Raw genomic sequence first — 16,190 nt, 5'->3', positions numbered from 1 at the left:
ATTAAAATACCCCCCGACTCACTCTCGCGTGCAACTGCATCCATTCCTTGCGCACTAGCAAGAAGCCAAATTTCATTAAAGTATAGGATTGAGCCACTGCCTGAGCGCTCTGCAATCGACTTGCAGTGATCACGTGCGACAGTGCCCGGCGCCTGGCCCGATACGCATACCGTTGACTAGAACGGAAGAGTCCTTTTGATTGGCGCGAATTTCTCCATCGCCGCCCCCTTGGCTCTCAAGTGCTCCATTGCGTCGTCAAGGCTCGAAAATTCCCTGACCTCCTCGTCCTCGCCATCTTCGAATATGTCCATTGAAGACTCGGCGACCGAGAAGCAATACGTGCAATAGACGCCGCCCTGCCGCTTTATGGCGTACTGGAACAGGAACGAAATTCCATCGATCCGGCGGAACTCTTCGTAGCCGCGCCGTTTTCCTGCGTCGAGCGCCTCCTCCAATCCGTTCACCGATCGGCCTCATCGCGGGGATGACGGTCCGCAGCGGCGTACCCGGCCCATGCCTCGAGCATGCGACCTCGTCGTTGCGCTTCGGCCGACATGGGCCGCTCACCATACGGACAGCATCTCCTGCGCAGCACCGCCGGTTACTCGGCCGCCAGTGCCGACTCCGGCACCGCGGCGGCCTGCGCCCGCTTGGGCTTGAGCAGCATCTCCAGCGCCTTGCCCGCCGCGGCGAAGGCGAACGCGCCGGTGATATGCGTGGCCGCACCCAGCCCAGCGCCGCAGTCCAGGTTCAGCGCCGCGTCCGGCCCCAGCTGCGGGCGCAGCCCGCAGACGCTGCCGTCGGCCTGCGGATAGCGCACGTTCTCCAGCGAATACACCGCCGGCACGCCGAAGTAGCGCTGCGGGTTCTTGGGGAAGTTAAACTCGCTGCGCAGCTTCTTGCGGATCAGCGCCAGCATCGCGTCGTGCTCGGTGCGCGATACGTCGCGGATGCGCACCAGGGTCGGATCGGTGCGCCCGCCGGCCGAGCCCACGGTCAGCAGCGGCAGCTTGCGCCGGCGGCACCAAGCAATGGTCTCGACCTTGACCCGGAAGCTGTCGCAGGCATCGATGACCAGGTCGAAACCGGTGCCGAGCAGCTCGGCGATGTTGGACGGGGTCAGGAAGGCCTCGACCGCGGTCGCTTCGATCGCCGGGTTGATCGCCACGCAGCGCTCGGCCATGGCCCGTGCCTTGTTGCGCCCGTACTGCCCTTCCAGCGCCGGCAACTGACGGTTGGTGTTGGACACGCAGATGTCGTCGGCATCGATCAGGGTGAGATGGCCGACCGCCGACCGCGCCAGCGCCTCCACCACCCACGAGCCGACGCCGCCCATGCCCACCACCGCCACGCGGCATTGCGCCAGGCGCTCGATGGTCCCGCGCCCGTACAGCCGGTCGATGCCGGCGAAGCGCTCACGCAGTTGTTCGTTCATGCGCGCAGTTTATTTCATCGGCGGCGATGCGACCGCGACGCCACGCAGCTCGGCGGCCGGCGTACTATCGCGCTTTCCTCCCGCCAGCCCGCCCCATGGCCAGCCCGCCCGCCTCCACTGCCTCCCGCTACCTGTTCGTGCTGCTCGCCGGCATCCTGATCGGCCTGGTCGCGACGGTGATGTCGATGCGCGCGTTGCAGGCGCGGCAGGATCCGTTCCCGCGCAGCCTGATGCAGGTGATGGACAAGCAACTGGCCCTGCTGCAACGCAGCCATGCGCAGAACCGATGCAGCGCCGCCGACCTGCAGGCGCGCGTGCACACGCTGCGCCTGCTCGGCAACGACCTGGAAACGGCGTTTCCCGGACTCAGCGACGACAGCCGCTTCCAGCAGCATGCCGGTGCGCTGCGCGCCACCCTGGATGCGGCGCAGGCCCCGCTGCCGACCACCTGCGCCGCGCTCGACCAGCTCACCCATCGGATCGACGACGGCTGCGACGCCTGCCATCGCGATTTCCGCTGACCCGCCATCGCGCTTGTCGATGAATTCCCCATGACGCTGCAGCGCGTCGGCAACCCACGCGGGCGGCGATTGGCGTTGCATTCACACGCTGGCGAACAGGATGCGTGCAAACGCGGGGCTGCCGCGGTCCACCGTCTGTCGAGGAGAGCACACATGAAGATTCATCTACTGGCCACTGGCGCCGTCGCCGTTCTGGCATTGGCCGGCTGCGCCACGTCGCCCGGCTACGGTGGCGGTGGCGGCGGCTACAGCCAACCGTCGCGCGGCTATTCGGACAACCGCTGCGCGGACTGCGGCATCGTCACCCGCATCGACACGGTGGGCTCCGGCCGCACCGCGCCGACCGGCACCGGCGCGGTCCTGGGCGGCATCGTCGGCGCGATCGCCGGCCATGAGATCTCCGACCACACCGGCGGCAGCAAGGGCAACCAGAACGTATCGGCCGTGGCCGGTGCCGCCGCCGGCGCCCTGGCCGGCAACCAGATCCAGAACAACGTCACCAGCGACAGCTACGACGTGCACGTGCAGATGGACGATGGCCGGGTGATCGTGGTCAACCAGCGCGATCTGGCCGGGATCCGCGAGAACACCTACGTACGCGTGGTCAACGGCCGCGTGGTGCCGCGCTAAGCGCAGCCGCTGCCAGGCGTTTGCCGCAATGCAAAAAGGCCCGCACTGCGGGCCTTTTTGCTGGGCGTGGGCTCGGCGCTGGGCCGGGCGCGCCCGGCTCAGACCGGCTGCACCGCGTCGGCCTGCAGGCCCTTCTGGCCCTGCACCACGGTGAAGCTGACCTTCTGCCCTTCCTTCAGGCTCTTGAAGCCTTGAGTCTGGATCGCGCGGAAGTGCACGAACACGTCTTCGCCGTTCTCGCGGCTGATGAAACCGAAGCCCTTGGCATCGTTGAACCACTTCACGGTGCCGTTTTCGCGATTGCCGTCAGTCATGGACTTACTCCTTGAAACAGTCTCAGGGGTGGGTACGCCGTGGGTTCGGCGGCTGGTTGCAAGGAGGAAGCGAGGTATAACGCTGTAGCGGATCGTCTGGATCTACCGCATCGGGCCACGATTCACGGTGACCTTTGCAAACGCAGCGGCTGAAAGTTACCGCGGCGAAAATGAAAATGCAATCAGCAAAAATACCCTTTCTGTCAACCCCAAAATCGCCCCGGAGCACACCGCGTGGATCCTACGTTCATCTACTACCTCCTCGCCGGCCTGCTGGTGGTACTGGGCCTGGCCGGGGTGGTGCTGCCGGCCCTGCCGGGGATGCCGCTGCTGTTCGCCGGGCTGGTGCTGGCGGCCTGGGCCGACGGTTTCCAGCGCGTGGGCTGGGTGATGCTGACGGTGCTCGGCGTGCTGACCCTGCTGTCGTTCCTGGTCGACTTCCTGGCCACCGTGTTCGGCGCCAAGCGCGTGGGCGCCAGCCGCAAGGCGCTGTGGGGGTCGGTGCTGGGCAGCGTGGCGGGCCTGTTCTTCATGCCGATCGGCCTGTTCGTCGGCCCCTTCGTCGGCGCGCTGGCCGGCGAGTACTGGCATGGCCGGCAGTTGCAGCAGGCGACCAAGGTCGGCCTCGGCACCTGGCTGGGCATCGTGCTGGGCACCGCCGCCAAGCTGGCCCTGGCGCTGGCGATGGTCGGCCTGTTCGCGGCCGCCTGGCTGTTGTAAGGCATGGCATCGGTGTCGCGAGATGAACGCGTGATGACCCTGTTGTGCCAGCTGCTGTATTTTCGCAACCGGCTATTCACCTCGGCAGCGCACCACCGCCCGCGCCGCCCGTTTTCGAGAGAACCTGCATGATCCATCGCCCGGCCCGTCCCCTGTTGCTGCTGTCCTTCGCGGCGATGCCGCTGGCCCACGCCCAGGAAGTGATGCCCACTCCTGCCTCGCCCGAAGCCTGCGTCGCGATTTCCAGCGATGCCGCGCGCCTGTCCTGCTACGACCAGGCGCTGTCGCGCCGGGTCGCCGATCCGCAGGCCGCCGATGCGGCGGCGAAGATGGCCAGCGAGACCCAGAAGCAGCAGCTGGATGCGTCGATTCCGCAGGACGCCGGCCTGGCCCAGCGCACCCGCCAGCGCACCGCCTCGCTGTTCAAGGACGACCGCTACGACGCCACCATCGCCAACGCCGGCAAGGGCTCGTTGCTGGACAGCCGCTGGGAGCTGGCCAAGGATTCCAAGCTGGGCAACTTCCAGCTGCGCGCCTACAAGCCGGTGTACCTGCTGCCGGCGTTCTGGACCAGCAAGAAGAACGAAACGCCGTCCTCGCCGAACCCGAACAACACGGTGACCACGGCCGAGCCGCTGGACAGCATCGAGGCCAAGTTCCAGCTCAGCTTCAAGACCAAGATCGTGGAGAACATCTTCGGCGACAACGGCGACCTGTGGGGCGCCTATACCCAGAGTTCGCGCTGGCAGGTCTACAACAGCGAGCAGTCGCGGCCGTTCCGCGAGACCAACTACGAGCCGGAACTGGCGCTGGTGTTCCGCAACAACTACAGCCTGTTCGGCTGGAAGGGGCGGATGACCGGGATCCAGCTCAACCACCAGTCCAACGGCCGCAGCGATCCGTTCTCGCGCAGCTGGAACCGGGCGATCCTCAACGTCGGCCTGGACCGCGAGAACTGGGCGCTGGTGCTGCGCCCGTGGTACCGGATCCCGGAGAGCGACCGCCAGGACAACAACCCGGACATCGAGGACTACATGGGCCGTGGCGACGCCACCCTGACCTACAACCGCGGCGGCCACGAGATCTCGCTGATGGCGCGGCATTCGCTGCGCAGCGGCGACCGCTCCCACGGCGCGGTGCAGCTGGACTGGGGCTTCCCGATCAGCAACCTGCTGCGCGGCCATGTGCAGGTGTTCGACGGCTACGGCGAGAGCATGATCGACTACAACCACCGCGCCACCTACGTGGGCCTGGGCGTGTCGCTGCTGGAGTGGTACTGAGGCCCGAACGGCCTCGCAACGCAATCGCGCGGCGGCCGTCAGCGGCCGCCGCGCCACATCGCCGCCGCCGGACTCAGGTCCAGTCGGTCAGGCCTTCGCGGCGGTAGGTTTCCTGGAACGCAGGACGCGCCTTCATCCGCTGTGCATGCGCCTGCAGCGCCGGCCAGCTGTCGCTGGGCCTAGGCATGTTGCGCGACCAGCGCATCATCATCGTCAACATGAAATCGGCGGCCGACAGCTGCTCGCCGAGCAGGTACGGGCCGTTCGCCTGCAGATGTTGCGCAACCTGTTCCCAGGCGGCCTCCAGCTTCCGCTGCGCGTGTGCCTTGCTGGCCTCGACGTTGTCGGCACCGGCCGGCTCGTGCGGATAGAACCAGGCGCGGTAGGCCGGTTGCAGCGTGTTGGCGCAAAAGAACATCCAGCGGTAGTAGTCGGCGCGCGCCGGGCTGCCGGGCGGCGGCGCCAGCCCGGCCTGCGGATGCAGGTCGGCCAAGTGCAGCACGATCGCCGCCGCCTCTGTCAGCACCTGCCCGTCCAGCACCAGAGTAGGAACCACGCCGGCCGGATTGAGCTGCAGATACTCCGGCGCCTTGTGTTCGCGCCGTTCGAAGTCCAGGGCGTGCAGCGTATGCGGCACGTCCAGCTCGATCAGCAGCCAGTGCACCACCAGGGCGGCGGTGCTGGGCGAGTAGTACAGGGTGGCGCTCATGCAATCTCCTGAGTAAGTCGCCGCAGCCGGATGACCACGGCCGCGGCAGTCTCGCATGTCGCGCGGTGCCGGCGGCTCAGGCCGGCTCGACCACCACCGGGATCTTGCCGATGCGCGATTGCCATTCGCGCGGGCCGGTCTTGTGCACCGACTCGCCGCTGGAATCCACCGCCACCGTGACCGGCATGTCCTTGACCTCGAACTCGTAGATCGCCTCCATGCCCAGGTCTTCGAACGCCAGCACGCGCGAGGCCTTGATCGCCTTGGACACCAGGTAGGCCGAACCGCCGACCGCCATCAGGTACACCGCCTTGTTGTCGCGGATGGCCTCGATCGCCGCGTCGCCGCGCTCGGACTTGCCGACCATGCCGAGCAGGCCAGTCTGTTCCAGCATCTGCCGGGTGAACTTGTCCATGCGCGTGGCGGTGGTCGGACCGGCCGGACCCACCACTTCGTCGCGCACCGGATCGACCGGACCGACGTAGTAGATGAAGCGGTTGGTGAAATCCACCGGCAGCGTCTCGCCGCGGTTGAGCATGTCGATCATGCGCTTGTGCGCGGCATCACGGCCGGTCAGCAGCTTGCCGTTGAGCAACACCACTTCGCCCGGCTTGAAGCTGGCGACTTCCTCGCGGGTGATGGTGTCCAGGTTCACCCGGCGCGCGTTGCTCGGGTTGTAGGTGAGCTTGGGCCAGTCCTCCAGCGACGGCGGTTCCAGCATCACCGGGCCGCTGCCGTCCAGGGTGAAGTGCGCGTGGCGGGTGGCCGCGCAGTTCGGGATCAGCGCCACCGGCAGGTTGGCGGCATGGGTCGGGTAGTCCTTGACCTTGATGTCCAGCACCGTGGTCAGGCCGCCCAGGCCCTGAGCGCCGATACCGAGCGCGTTGACCTTCTCGTACAGTTCCAGGCGCAGTTCCTCGGCCCGGTTGGAGGCGCCGCGCGCCTGCAGGTCGACGATGTCGATCGGCTCCATCAGCGCTTCCTTGGCCAGCAGCATGGCCTTCTCGGCAGTGCCGCCGATGCCGATGCCGAGCATGCCCGGCGGGCACCAGCCGGCGCCCATGGTCGGCACGGTCTTGAGCACCCAGTCGACGATGGAGTCGGACGGGTTGAGCATCGCGAACTTGCTCTTGGCCTCCGAACCGCCGCCCTTGGCCGCCACGATCACCTCGACGTGCTCGCCCGGCACGATCTTGGTGTTGACCACCGCCGGGGTGTTGTCCTTGGTGTTGGCGCGCTTGCCGGCCGGATCGGCCAGCACGCTGGCGCGCAGCTTGTTGTCCGGATGGTTGTAGGCGCGGCGCACGCCCTCGTTGACCATGTCCTCCACGCCCATCGTGGCGTCGTCCCAGCGCACGTTCATGCCGATTTCCAGGAACACGGTGACGATGCCGGTGTCCTGGCAGATCGGGCGGTGGCCCTCGGCGCACATGCGCGAGTTGATCAGGATCTGCGCGATCGCGTCCTTGGCCGCGGGCGACTGTTCGCGCTCGTAGGCGGCGGCCAGATTCTTGATGTAATCGACCGGGTGGTAGTAGCTGATGTACTGCAGCGCGTCGGCGACGGACTGGATGAGGTCTTCCTGCTTGATCGAGGTCACGGCTGGCTCTACGGCTGGCGGGGGGAAACCCGGCCATTTTAGGGCAAAGTGACCGCCTCGCCCGCTGTCACGCCGGCACGCGCTGTTCCGTCCTGGTCGCCATGAGCCCCGATCCCACCTTCGAATCCCAACGTCCCCGGCTGTTCGGCCTGGCCTATCGCCTGCTCGGCAGCCGCAGCGACGCCGAGGACGTGCTGCAGGACGCCTGGCTGCGCTGGCAGGCCAGCGACCGCGCCGCGATCCGCGACCCCGAGGCCTGGCTGGTGACCGCCACCACCCGGCTCGGGCTGGACCGGCTGCGCGCCGCGCGCAGCGCCCGCGTCCACTACACCGGTCCGTGGCTGCCCGAGCCGCTGGAGATCGCCGAGGACACCGACCCGGCCGAGCGCCACGCGCGCGCCGAGCAGGTGTCGGTGGCGTTCCTGGCGCTGCTGGAACGGCTGGGTCCGGAGGAGCGTGCCGCGTTCCTGCTGAAGGAGGCGTTCGACTACGACTATGCGCAGATCGGCCAGTTGCTCGGGCATGCCGAAGCCAACTGCCGGCAGTTGGTGCATCGCGCGCGCGAACGGCTCAAGGCCGGCCGGCCGCGCTTCGCGGTGGCGCCGGAACGCCACCGGCACCTGCTGGAGCGCTTCATGCACGCCTCGCAGCAGGGCGACCGCGGCGCGATCGTGGCCCTGCTCGACGCCAACGCGCGGATGTTCTCCGACGGCGGCGGCAAGGTCACCGCCACGCTGCGCCCGCTGCTCGGCGCCGAGCGCATCGCCATGCTGTATTGGGCGGTGGCGCGGCGTGGCCTGGGCCTGCAGGCGCGGATCGGCACGGTCAACGGCGAGCCGGCGATCCTGCGCTTCATCGGCACGCGGCTGCATTCGGCGGTGCTGGTAGTGATCGACGGCGAGCGCATCGTCGAGGTGCTGACCCTGATGAATCCGGACAAGCTGCCGCCACTTGCCGGCGCGAACACTGCCGCGAGCGGCTGACGCGAACGCCGGATTTGTGGCGGCGCTGTCACGCCGCCGCGCGCTGCCGCGTCCTTGCTGCGAAGACGGCCATTGCGGCCGTCATGGAGCAAGACCCATGCACTTCCATCGCGTCGACTACACCCGCCACGAACCCGCCGCCTTCCGCGCCCTGTTGACCGCCAGCCAGCAGGTGCACGAGGGCGTGCTCGGCCACGAACTGGCCGAACTGGTGTTCCTGCGCGTGTCCCAGCTCAACGGCTGCGCCTATTGCATCGACATGCACGCCACCGCGCTGCGCAAGGCCGGCATCGAACCGCGCAAGCTCGACACCGTCGCCGGCTGGCGCGAGAGCCGCTTCTTCGATCCGCGCGAACGGCTGGCGCTGGCCTGGGCCGAGGCGCTCACCACGCTGCCGTCCGGCGCGCCGCCGCAGGACGCCTACGACGCCCTGTCGGCGCACTTCGACGAACACGGCATCAGCGCGCTGACCATGGCCATCGCCATCATCAATGCCTGGAACCGGCTCGGCGTAGGCCTGCAACCGGCAATGCCGTAAGCGCAGCGCGCAGCGGCGTACCGGCGCACGCCGGTACGCCGACCGCCTCAATCCCCAATCTCGAATCCCCAATCCCGGCTTTCATGACCGCAAACCGCAACACGACACCGCTAGCGTTTGCGCATCACCAACGCACAGCGAGGCGGGCATGAGCGAGAAATTCCTGGCAGGTGGCGCGGCCACGGACGACACGGACCTGGCATTGGCCGAGCCGGAAACGCAGGCGCCCAGCACAGTGCACGCTGGCCACCGCCTGCTGATGTGCGCGCCGCAGCACTTCGCCGTGGACTACGTGATCAACCCCTGGATGGAAGGCAACGTCCACGCCGCCAGCCGCGAGCGCGCGCAGGCGCAGTGGAACGCGCTGGTCGCCGCAGCCGAGGCGGCCGGCGCCCGGGTCGAGCGGATCGCGCCGGCCGCCGGTCTGCCGGACATGGTCTTCAGCGCCAACGCCGGCCTGGTGCTCGGCGACAGCTTCGTGCCCAGCCGCTTCCGCCACGCCGAGCGCCGTGGCGAGGAAGCGGTGTTCGCCGACTGGTGCCGCCGCGCCGGCTTCCGCATCCGCGCGCTGCCCGAGGACGTGCGTTTCGAGGGCGCCGGCGACGCGCTGCTGGAGCGCGGCGCACGCCGGCTGTGGATGGGCCACGGCCATCGCAGCGACCTGGTCGCCGCGCACGAGCTGGCCGACCTGCTCGACATCGAGGTGATGCCGCTGCGCCTGGTCGATCCGCGCTTCTACCACCTGGACACCTGCTTCTGCCCGCTGCGCGACGGCTACCTGCTGTACTACCCGGCCGCCTTCGACGATTACGCCCAGCAGGCGATCGCCCGCCGCATTCCGCCGGCGCAGCGCATCGCGGTGAGCGAGGCCGATGCCCTCGCCTTCGCCTGCAACGCGGTTGACCTGGACCAGCGCCTGCTGCTCAACCGCGCCTCGCCCGCGCTGTGCGCCGCCCTGGCGCGGATCGGCTACCGCGTGGTGCAGACCCCGCTGGACGAATTCCTCAAGGCTGGCGGCGCGGCCAAGTGTCTGACCCTGCGCCTGGACGAGTGAGGCGCTGAAGCGATCGGCGGCCTGCCAGCGCTTGGCAGCGGCATGGGCTATACCTGCAGCACCGCGCGCCACCTATCCCAGACCGTAAAGAAAATCCAGGAACTCCTTCCAGAGTCTGCCGACCCCGAGGCGGCCGCGCCCGCCAAGCAGGCGGAACACGGTGTAGACGACCGCAAACACGAAGAACACCAGCGCGGCAACGATGGGAACAACCGGCGGCAGAAAGGAGTTGATCCAGAACACGCAACCGATGATGGCCAGACAGTAGACGACGTAGCGGATGGCGAAGCCCGTCGTCATCGCGCATATCCTCGAAAGCAACCGATCGTGGCAAGCGGCAGTTCGTCCTGCATGGAGATCGGTCCCTGGTCCGGACTGCGAAGATAGCGGGAACATCATCTTCGCGACAGCGGGCCGCCGCCGCGGGTGCGCCATCCCACAGCGGCCCGCCAGTCTCGCCTGAGGCCCAAACACTCCCCGCGCACACCCGCCCCCGGCACAATGCGCGGATGGCTTCCCCTTCTCCTGTCCATGGCGCGCCGCGCCCGTCTCCCCGCACCGGCCCCAGCCTGCGCGAACGCTTCGACGCGATGCGCAACCTGCCGCCGTTCCTGCGCCAGATCTGGCAGACCAGCCCCTGGCTGACCCTGACCAGCATCGGCCTGCGCGTGCTACGCGCGCTGATTCCGGTGGCCTCGCTGTACATCGGCAAGCTGATCATCGACGAGGCGATCTATCTAGTCGGGCAGTCGCCCGGCTTCACCTCGTTCGGCGAGGCGCTGGCCAGTGGGCGACTGGAACGGCTGCTGGAACTGCTGGCGCTGGAACTGGCGCTGGCGATCGGTTCGGACCTGCTCGGGCGGCTGGTCAGCTATGCCGACACGCTGCTGTCGGAGCTGTTCAACAACGTCACCAGCGTGCAGTTGATGGAGCATGCCGCGCAGCTGGACCTGGAGGATTTCGAGGACCCGGAGCAGCAGGACAAGCTCGACCGCGCGCGGCGCCAGACCATGGGCCGGATGAACCTGATGAGCCAGCTGTTCGGCCAGGTGCAGGACGCGATCACCGTGGTCAGCTTCGCGATCGGCCTGGTGGTGTATGCGCCGTGGCTGATGTTGCTGCTGGCCGTCGCGCTGATCCCGGCCTTCGTCGGCGAGGCGCATTTCAACGCGCTGGGCTATTCGCTGAACTTCCAGTGGACCGCCGAGCGGCGCCAGCTCGACTACCTGCGCCAGGTCGGCGCCAGCGTCGAGACCGCCAAGGAAGTGAAGATCTTCAATCTGCACAGCTTCCTGATCGAGCGCTACCGCGCGCTGGCCGACCGCTTCTTCCAGGCCAACCGCGCGCTGGCGCGCAAGCGCATGCTGTGGGGCACGCTGCTGGCGGCATTGGGCACGCTGGGCTACTACGCCGCCTATGGCTACATCGCCTGGCGCACGGTACGCGGCGATTTCAGCATCGGCGACCTGACCTTCCTGGCCGGCAGTTTCCTGCGCCTGCGCCAGCTGCTGGAAGGGCTGTTGATCGGGTTTTCGCAGGTGGCCGGCCAGGCGCTGTACCTGGACGACCTGTATTCGTTCTTCCGCATCGTGCCGGAGATCCGCACCCGCCCCGGCGCGGTGCCGGTGCCGCGGCCGATCGTGCGCGGCTTCGTGTTCGAGAACGTCGGCTTCCGCTATCCGGACGCCGAACAGTGGGCGGTGCGGCACCTGGACTTCGAGCTGCGCGCCGGCGAGGTGCTGGCGCTGGTCGGCGAGAACGGCGCCGGCAAGACCACCCTGGTCAAGCTGCTGGCGCGGCTGTACGACCCGGACGAAGGCCGCATCCTGCTCGACGGCCGCGACCTGCGCGACTACGACCTGGACGACCTGCGCGCCAACCTGGGGGTGATCTTCCAGGACTTCGTGCGCTACCACCTCACTGCCGGCGAGAACATCGGCGTCGGCCGCGTCGATTCCATGGACGACGCGGCGCGGATCCGCGCCGCCGCGCAGCGGGCGATGGCCAGCGAGCTGATCGAAGGCCTGCCGCACGGCTACGACCAACTGATCGGACGCCGCTTCAAGACCGGGGTGGACCTGTCCGGCGGGCAGTGGCAGAAGATCGCGATCGCGCGCGCCTACATGCGCGATGCGCAGGTGATGATCCTCGACGAGCCGACCGCGGCGCTGGACGCGCGCAGCGAGTTCGAGGTGTTCCAGCGCTTCAAGGAACTGTCCGACAACCGCACCGCGGTGCTGATCTCGCACCGCTTCTCCAGCGTGCGCATGGCCGACCGCATCCTGGTCCTGGCCGGCGGCCAGATCGAGGCCAGCGGCACCCATGCCGAACTGATGGCGCAGGGCGGCCGCTACGCGGAGCTGTTCGAATTGCAGGCCGCTGGGTATCGTTGAGCTTCGTCTGTCCTTTGGGATCCGCCATGCTGCGACGCCTCCTGCCCTGCCTGCTTGCCGCCGCCGTGGCGTTCCCCGCTGCCGCGGCCGACCCGGTTCCCGGCCCGTCCGACTACGCCGCCGCCAAGGCCCTGGCCGACCGCGACGAGGCCGCGCTGCCCGGCGCGCTGGCCGAGCGCCTGCAGGCGTTGCAACGCGCGGCGCTGGACGAGGGCGTGGCCAGTTGCGCCACGCCGCGCCCGGACACCTCGCCGTTCGTCGTCGTGGTCCAGCTGCAGGACGACGGCAACGTCGGCGCGAGCTGGCGCAACGGCACCACGCCGCTGGCGCTGTGCCTGGAGCGCTTCCTGCGCCAGCGCCCGTTGCTGGTCCCGCCGAAGGCGCCGCTGTACCTGTCCTACGAACTGTCGTTCGAGAAGTGAAGCCCGTCGGGATGAACCGTCCCAAATGAGATTCTCTCTCATTTGAGCCGACATGGGGTAGAATAGCGCCCGCTCCTTCCCCATCACGATCAACGGCATGTCCTCTGCTTTTGGCCCCGAAACGGTGCTCGACGTCCGCCACTGGACGGACGACTACTTCAGCTTCACCACCACCCGCAACGAAGGCTTCCGCTTCGACAACGGCCAGTTCGTGATGATCGGCCTGGAGACGGAGACGCGGCCGCTGCTGCGCGCCTACTCCATCGCCAGCGCCAACTGGGAAGAGCGGCTGGAGTTCTTCAGCATCAAGGTGCCGGACGGCCCGCTGACCTCGCGCCTGCAGCACATCAAGCCGGGCGATGCGGTGCTGGTCGGCAAGAAGCCCACCGGCACCCTGCTGATCAGCGACCTGCACCCGGGCCGGCACCTGTACCTGCTCGGCACCGGCACCGGCCTGGCGCCGTGGCTGTCGGTGATCAAGGATCCGGAAACCTACGAGCGTTTCGACAAGGTGATCCTGACCCACGGCGTGCGTTTCGAAAAAGACCTGGCGTACCGCGATTACTTCGAGCACGAGCTGCCGCAGCACGAGTTCCTCGGCGAGACCATCCGCGAGAAACTGCTGTACTACCCGGCGGTGACCCGCGAGGACTTCCGCAACCGTGGCCGCCTCACCGAACTGCTGGAAAGCGGGCAGATGCAGCAGACCCTGGGCCTGCCGCCGCTGAACCCGGAATACGACCGGGCGATGATCTGCGGCAGCCCGCAGATGCTGGCCGACCTGCGCCAGACCTTGGACGCGCGCGGCTTCGTCGCCTCCTCGCGGATCGGCACACCGGGCCACTACGTGTTCGAGCGCGCCTTCGTCGAGAAGTGACGCGCGGCCGCGATCCCTGCGCCTGCCAACCGCGACGCACCACTCGCAACCCACTACTGTAGGAGCGGCTTCAGCCGCGACAGCCGCTATCCGCAGAGCCTGTCGCGGCTGAAGCCGCTCCTACAGAAAAGCGGCCGCCTTGCGCACCGCTTCCGCTCAACCCAGCGCGCGCTCGATGTCCGCCGTCAGCGCTTCCGGCTTGTCGGTCGGCGAATAGCGCGCCAGCACGCGGCCGTCGCGGCCGACCAGGAACTTGCTGAAGTTCCACTTGATCGCGGCAATGCCGAGCAGCCCCGATTTCTGCTGCTTGAGCCATTGCCACAGCGGATGCGCGGCGTCGCCGTTGACCTGCACCTTGGCGAACATCGGGAAATCGACCTCGTAGGTCAGCGCGCAGAAGCGCTTGATCTCGTCTGCGTCGCCGGGTTCCTGGTGGCCGAACTGGTCGCAAGGGAAGCCGAGCACCACCAGCCCGCGCTCGCGGTACTGCCGCCACAGCGCTTCCAGCCCGGCGTATTGCGGGGTGAAGCCGCACTTGGAGGCGACGTTGACGATCAGCAGCACCTTGCCCGCATAGTCGGACAGCGGTTGCGGGCGGCCGTCGAGGTCGTCGGCGGTGAAGGCGTAGGCGGTGGTCGGCGTGTCCATGTACTCAATCCTCGACGGTGGCGATGCGCGCGGGCGCGGCGAACGGTTCGATGCCCAGCGCCGCGTAGACCTCGCTGGGGTAGTACGCCGTGCCCTGCTTGACCACCAGCGCGACCTTGCGCAGGTCGGCGATGTCGCGGGTCGGGTCGCCATCGACCAGGAGCAGATCGGCGCGCTTGCCCGGCGCGATCGAGCCGCGGCTGTCCAGCGTGCGCGAGTACTTGGCACCGTTCCAGGTCGCCACCTGCAGCGCCTGCGCCGGGGTCAGCCCGGCCTGCACGTACAGTTCGATCTCGCGCTGCAGGGTGAAGCCGGGGGTGGCGTCGGTGCCGGCCACCAGCGGCACGCCGGCGCGGTACAGCCGCCCGACGAAGGCGATCATCTTCTCGTAGGAACGGTCGTACAGCGCCGCGGTGGCGTCGTCGGGAATGTCGAACTCGGCGCTGCGCAGCCCGCGCTGCACGTCCGGCGGCAGATGCCCGGCGACCGCGGCATAGGCCTGCGACAGTTCGCCCGGGCGCTGGCGGATGAAGTCGAAGGTGGCCACGGTCGAATCGATGACGATCTGCCGCTTGGCCAGTTCCTGCACGAAGGCCTGCACCGGCGCCGAGTCGAAATCCAGGTCGGCGGTGCGCTTGGCCGGCAGGTAGAAGCGCTCCAGCGTGCGCGTATCGGTGTCGTGGGTAGCGTAGAAGTTCAGCAGCACCTGGTTGATGTGCTGGATCTCGTCGTAGCCCTGCTCCACTGCCTCGTGCGCGAGCATGTGCACCGGAATGTGCCCGCTGACGCGCAGGCCCTTGGCGTGCGCGTAGGCGGCGGTGTCGCGCACCAGCGCCTGCGGAAACGAGTTGTAGATCTTGATGCCGACGTAGCCGTGCGCGGCATACCAGTCGACCGCTTCGTTGGCCTGCGCCTGGGTACTGATCACGAAGCCGTTGCGCGCCGCCATCGGGCTCTCGCCCTCCAGGAAGCCGCAGGCGACCAGGCTCGGCATCAGCAACTGGCCGGCGCGTTCTTCCTGCATCACCTGCTGCAGCGTGGCGTTGTCGTTGCCCATGTCGCGCACGGTGGTGACGCCGGCGGCCAGGTGCAGGCCGCCGTCCCAGCGGCCGACGTGCCCATGCATGTCGAACAGGCCGGGCAGCAGCACCCGTCCCTGCGCATCGACCACCTGTTGCGCCTGCGCCGGCGCGCTGCCGGTAGCGACCACCGAGACGATCTTGCCGTCGCGCAGCAGCACGTCGGAGGCGGCGCCGAGCGTGGCGTGTTCGCTGTCGAACACGCGCGCGTTGCGGATCAGCGTGGTGCCGGGCAAGGGATGCGCCAGGCGCTGCTGCAACTCGACCAGGGCGGTGGCTTCGGCCTGCTTCTGCGCCGCTTCCAGCGCGTCAGCATCCTTTTCGTAGCCGGTCTCGATCAACTGCATCCAGCCCGGCGCGATGAACGCGAACAGGCGCGGCGTGGTGTCGGTGGTGAGCCAGGCGAAGGTGGGAGTGAAGCCGACCCCGGTCAGCGCCACCAGTTGCACCTTGCGCGCGCTGTTGCCCTGGCCGACCTGCGCCTGCTGCAGCTTGCGCAGGGTCAGTGCGCCGCTGGGAATCAGCGGCAGCTTGCCGTCGGCGCGTCGGCTCAGCGCGGTCACCGCCGCCGAAGTCGCCGCCGGGGTGCCGCCGAGCGGCCAGTACTGGGCGCCGGCGGCCACGCGCCGCTCGCCCTGGTCGGACGTGGACTTCCACTGCACGCGCTCGCCGTCGCGGCTGAAGCGCTCGTCCACCGGCGCACCGAAGGTGGAGGTGCCCTGCACCTGGTAGGTCTTGAAGGTGCCGTCGGCGGCCAGCGTGTACTGCTCCTTCAGTTCCGGGCCGCGGCCGTTGTCCTTGAACACGTAGTCGACCCGGGTGACGCCGTCGTCGCCGACGCTGACGTTCTGCTGCCCGGCCTGCTTGCCGCCGTCCACCAGCACCACGTAGCGCAGCGTCTGCGCAGACCACGCCGGCGCCGCCCATGCCGCGCACGCGGCCACGCACAAGCCGAAGATCGCTTTCATCTGTTTCTCCCCGCGGCCG

Annotated in this window: 18 protein-coding genes; 10 read left to right on the top strand and 8 right to left on the bottom strand. The window is 68.2% G+C overall.

Annotated elements, in window-relative coordinates; translation table 11 throughout:
* Window positions 1–176: 176 nt before the first annotated feature.
* Window positions 177–464 carry a hypothetical protein gene (locus tag HEP74_RS09040; protein WP_185816141.1) on the bottom strand — a complete coding sequence of 96 codons (288 nt, stop codon included), beginning with the start codon at window positions 462–464 and terminating at the stop codon, window positions 177–179.
* A gap of 137 nt (window positions 465–601) precedes the next feature.
* Window positions 602–1,435, bottom strand: coding sequence for a tRNA threonylcarbamoyladenosine dehydratase (locus tag HEP74_RS09035; RefSeq protein WP_185816140.1), 834 nt, complete (start codon window positions 1,433–1,435; stop codon window positions 602–604).
* 95 nt (window positions 1,436–1,530) lie between these two features.
* Between HEP74_RS09035 and HEP74_RS09030 the strand changes: the two genes are divergently transcribed.
* A complete protein-coding gene (locus HEP74_RS09030) occupies window positions 1,531–1,956 on the top strand; it encodes a hypothetical protein (RefSeq protein WP_185816139.1) in 426 nt (141 codons plus the stop codon).
* Between the two features lie 153 nt (window positions 1,957–2,109).
* Window positions 2,110–2,586, top strand: coding sequence for a glycine zipper 2TM domain-containing protein (locus HEP74_RS09025; protein ID WP_185816138.1), 477 nt, complete (start codon window positions 2,110–2,112; stop codon window positions 2,584–2,586).
* Between the two features lie 98 nt (window positions 2,587–2,684).
* Here HEP74_RS09025 and HEP74_RS09020 read toward each other — a convergent pair whose 3' ends face one another.
* Complete coding sequence (locus HEP74_RS09020; protein WP_046979462.1) at window positions 2,685–2,900, bottom strand: cold-shock protein; 216 nt, start codon at window positions 2,898–2,900, stop codon at window positions 2,685–2,687.
* 234 nt (window positions 2,901–3,134) lie between these two features.
* Between HEP74_RS09020 and HEP74_RS09015 the strand changes: the two genes are divergently transcribed.
* Both HEP74_RS09015 and HEP74_RS09010 read left to right on the top strand, forming a co-directional pair.
* A complete protein-coding gene (locus HEP74_RS09015) occupies window positions 3,135–3,620 on the top strand; it encodes a DUF456 domain-containing protein (protein WP_185816137.1) in 486 nt (161 codons plus the stop codon).
* A gap of 128 nt (window positions 3,621–3,748) precedes the next feature.
* Window positions 3,749–4,900: a phospholipase A gene (locus HEP74_RS09010; protein ID WP_185816136.1), complete on the top strand. Its 1,152-nt coding sequence runs from the start codon at window positions 3,749–3,751 to the stop codon at window positions 4,898–4,900.
* A gap of 73 nt (window positions 4,901–4,973) precedes the next feature.
* Here the strand turns inward: HEP74_RS09010 and HEP74_RS09005 are convergent, their stop codons facing one another.
* Window positions 4,974–5,609, bottom strand: a complete 636-nt coding sequence (locus HEP74_RS09005) for a glutathione S-transferase family protein (RefSeq protein WP_185816135.1) — start codon at window positions 5,607–5,609, stop codon at window positions 4,974–4,976.
* A 76-nt stretch (window positions 5,610–5,685) separates the two neighbouring features.
* The gene (locus HEP74_RS09000; RefSeq protein ID WP_185816134.1) at window positions 5,686–7,209 is read right to left on the bottom strand and encodes a fumarate hydratase; all 1,524 of its coding nucleotides are present in this window, start codon (window positions 7,207–7,209) and stop codon (window positions 5,686–5,688) included.
* Window positions 7,210–7,310: 101 nt separating this feature from the next.
* Between HEP74_RS09000 and HEP74_RS08995 the strand changes: the two genes are divergently transcribed.
* The 3 genes from HEP74_RS08995 to HEP74_RS08985 all read left to right on the top strand — a co-directional run bounded on the left by HEP74_RS08995 (window position 7,311) and on the right by HEP74_RS08985 (window position 9,784).
* Window positions 7,311–8,192: an RNA polymerase sigma-70 factor gene (locus HEP74_RS08995; protein WP_185816133.1), complete on the top strand. Its 882-nt coding sequence runs from the start codon at window positions 7,311–7,313 to the stop codon at window positions 8,190–8,192.
* A gap of 97 nt (window positions 8,193–8,289) precedes the next feature.
* A complete protein-coding gene (locus HEP74_RS08990) occupies window positions 8,290–8,730 on the top strand; it encodes a carboxymuconolactone decarboxylase family protein (RefSeq protein ID WP_185816132.1) in 441 nt (146 codons plus the stop codon).
* Window positions 8,731–8,878: 148 nt separating this feature from the next.
* Window positions 8,879–9,784 (top strand): dimethylarginine dimethylaminohydrolase family protein, encoded by a 906-nt coding sequence (locus HEP74_RS08985; protein WP_185816131.1) that lies wholly within the window; start codon window positions 8,879–8,881, stop codon window positions 9,782–9,784.
* Window positions 9,785–9,856: 72 nt separating this feature from the next.
* On the opposite strand, the gene HEP74_RS08980 is transcribed toward HEP74_RS08985, so the two are convergent.
* Complete coding sequence (locus HEP74_RS08980; protein ID WP_185816130.1) at window positions 9,857–10,084, bottom strand: hypothetical protein; 228 nt, start codon at window positions 10,082–10,084, stop codon at window positions 9,857–9,859.
* A 209-nt stretch (window positions 10,085–10,293) separates the two neighbouring features.
* Here HEP74_RS08980 and HEP74_RS08975 point away from each other — a divergent pair, with 209 nt between their 5' ends.
* From HEP74_RS08975 to HEP74_RS08965, 3 genes are all read left to right on the top strand, one after another.
* Window positions 10,294–12,177, top strand: a complete 1,884-nt coding sequence (locus HEP74_RS08975) for an ABC transporter ATP-binding protein (RefSeq protein WP_185816129.1) — start codon at window positions 10,294–10,296, stop codon at window positions 12,175–12,177.
* A gap of 26 nt (window positions 12,178–12,203) precedes the next feature.
* A complete protein-coding gene (locus tag HEP74_RS08970; protein WP_255423730.1) occupies window positions 12,204–12,599 on the top strand; it encodes a hypothetical protein in 396 nt (131 codons plus the stop codon).
* 97 nt (window positions 12,600–12,696) lie between these two features.
* Entirely contained in the window at window positions 12,697–13,476 is a 780-nt protein-coding gene (locus tag HEP74_RS08965; RefSeq protein ID WP_185816128.1) for a ferredoxin--NADP reductase, read from the top strand.
* Window positions 13,477–13,632: 156 nt separating this feature from the next.
* On the opposite strand, the gene HEP74_RS08960 is transcribed toward HEP74_RS08965, so the two are convergent.
* Both HEP74_RS08960 and HEP74_RS08955 read right to left on the bottom strand, forming a co-directional pair.
* Complete coding sequence (locus HEP74_RS08960; protein WP_185816127.1) at window positions 13,633–14,124, bottom strand: glutathione peroxidase; 492 nt, start codon at window positions 14,122–14,124, stop codon at window positions 13,633–13,635.
* Between the two features lie 4 nt (window positions 14,125–14,128).
* A complete protein-coding gene (locus HEP74_RS08955; protein WP_185816126.1) occupies window positions 14,129–16,171 on the bottom strand; it encodes an amidohydrolase family protein in 2,043 nt (680 codons plus the stop codon).
* Window positions 16,172–16,190 lie beyond the last annotated feature (19 nt).

The sequence above is a fragment of the Xanthomonas sp. SS genome (assembly GCF_014236835.1).
Lineage (GTDB): Bacteria > Pseudomonadota > Gammaproteobacteria > Xanthomonadales > Xanthomonadaceae > Xanthomonas_A.
Note: the sequence above shows the minus strand (reverse complement) of the source record. Positions and strands in the feature narration are given on the sequence as shown.

Bases quoted from the DNA above. Each gene is read 5' to 3' on its own strand.
- HEP74_RS08965 (WP_185816128.1), top strand. From the start codon at position 12,697: ATGTCCTCTGCTTTTGGCCCCGAAACGGTGCTCGACGTCCGCCACTGG.
- HEP74_RS08980 (WP_185816130.1), bottom strand. From the start codon at position 10,084: ATGACGACGGGCTTCGCCATCCGCTACGTCGTCTACTGTCTGGCCATC.
- HEP74_RS08995 (WP_185816133.1), top strand. From the start codon at position 7,311: ATGAGCCCCGATCCCACCTTCGAATCCCAACGTCCCCGGCTGTTCGGC.
- HEP74_RS09005 (WP_185816135.1), bottom strand. From the start codon at position 5,609: ATGAGCGCCACCCTGTACTACTCGCCCAGCACCGCCGCCCTGGTGGTG.
- HEP74_RS08990 (WP_185816132.1), top strand. From the start codon at position 8,290: ATGCACTTCCATCGCGTCGACTACACCCGCCACGAACCCGCCGCCTTC.
- HEP74_RS09030 (WP_185816139.1), top strand. From the start codon at position 1,531: ATGGCCAGCCCGCCCGCCTCCACTGCCTCCCGCTACCTGTTCGTGCTG.
- HEP74_RS08985 (WP_185816131.1), top strand. From the start codon at position 8,879: ATGAGCGAGAAATTCCTGGCAGGTGGCGCGGCCACGGACGACACGGAC.
- HEP74_RS08955 (WP_185816126.1), bottom strand. From the start codon at position 16,171: ATGAAAGCGATCTTCGGCTTGTGCGTGGCCGCGTGCGCGGCATGGGCG.
- HEP74_RS08960 (WP_185816127.1), bottom strand. From the start codon at position 14,124: ATGGACACGCCGACCACCGCCTACGCCTTCACCGCCGACGACCTCGAC.
- HEP74_RS09020 (WP_046979462.1), bottom strand. From the start codon at position 2,900: ATGACTGACGGCAATCGCGAAAACGGCACCGTGAAGTGGTTCAACGAT.
- HEP74_RS09025 (WP_185816138.1), top strand. From the start codon at position 2,110: ATGAAGATTCATCTACTGGCCACTGGCGCCGTCGCCGTTCTGGCATTG.
- HEP74_RS09010 (WP_185816136.1), top strand. From the start codon at position 3,749: ATGATCCATCGCCCGGCCCGTCCCCTGTTGCTGCTGTCCTTCGCGGCG.
- HEP74_RS08975 (WP_185816129.1), top strand. From the start codon at position 10,294: ATGGCTTCCCCTTCTCCTGTCCATGGCGCGCCGCGCCCGTCTCCCCGC.
- HEP74_RS08970 (WP_255423730.1), top strand. From the start codon at position 12,204: ATGCTGCGACGCCTCCTGCCCTGCCTGCTTGCCGCCGCCGTGGCGTTC.
- HEP74_RS09035 (WP_185816140.1), bottom strand. From the start codon at position 1,435: ATGAACGAACAACTGCGTGAGCGCTTCGCCGGCATCGACCGGCTGTAC.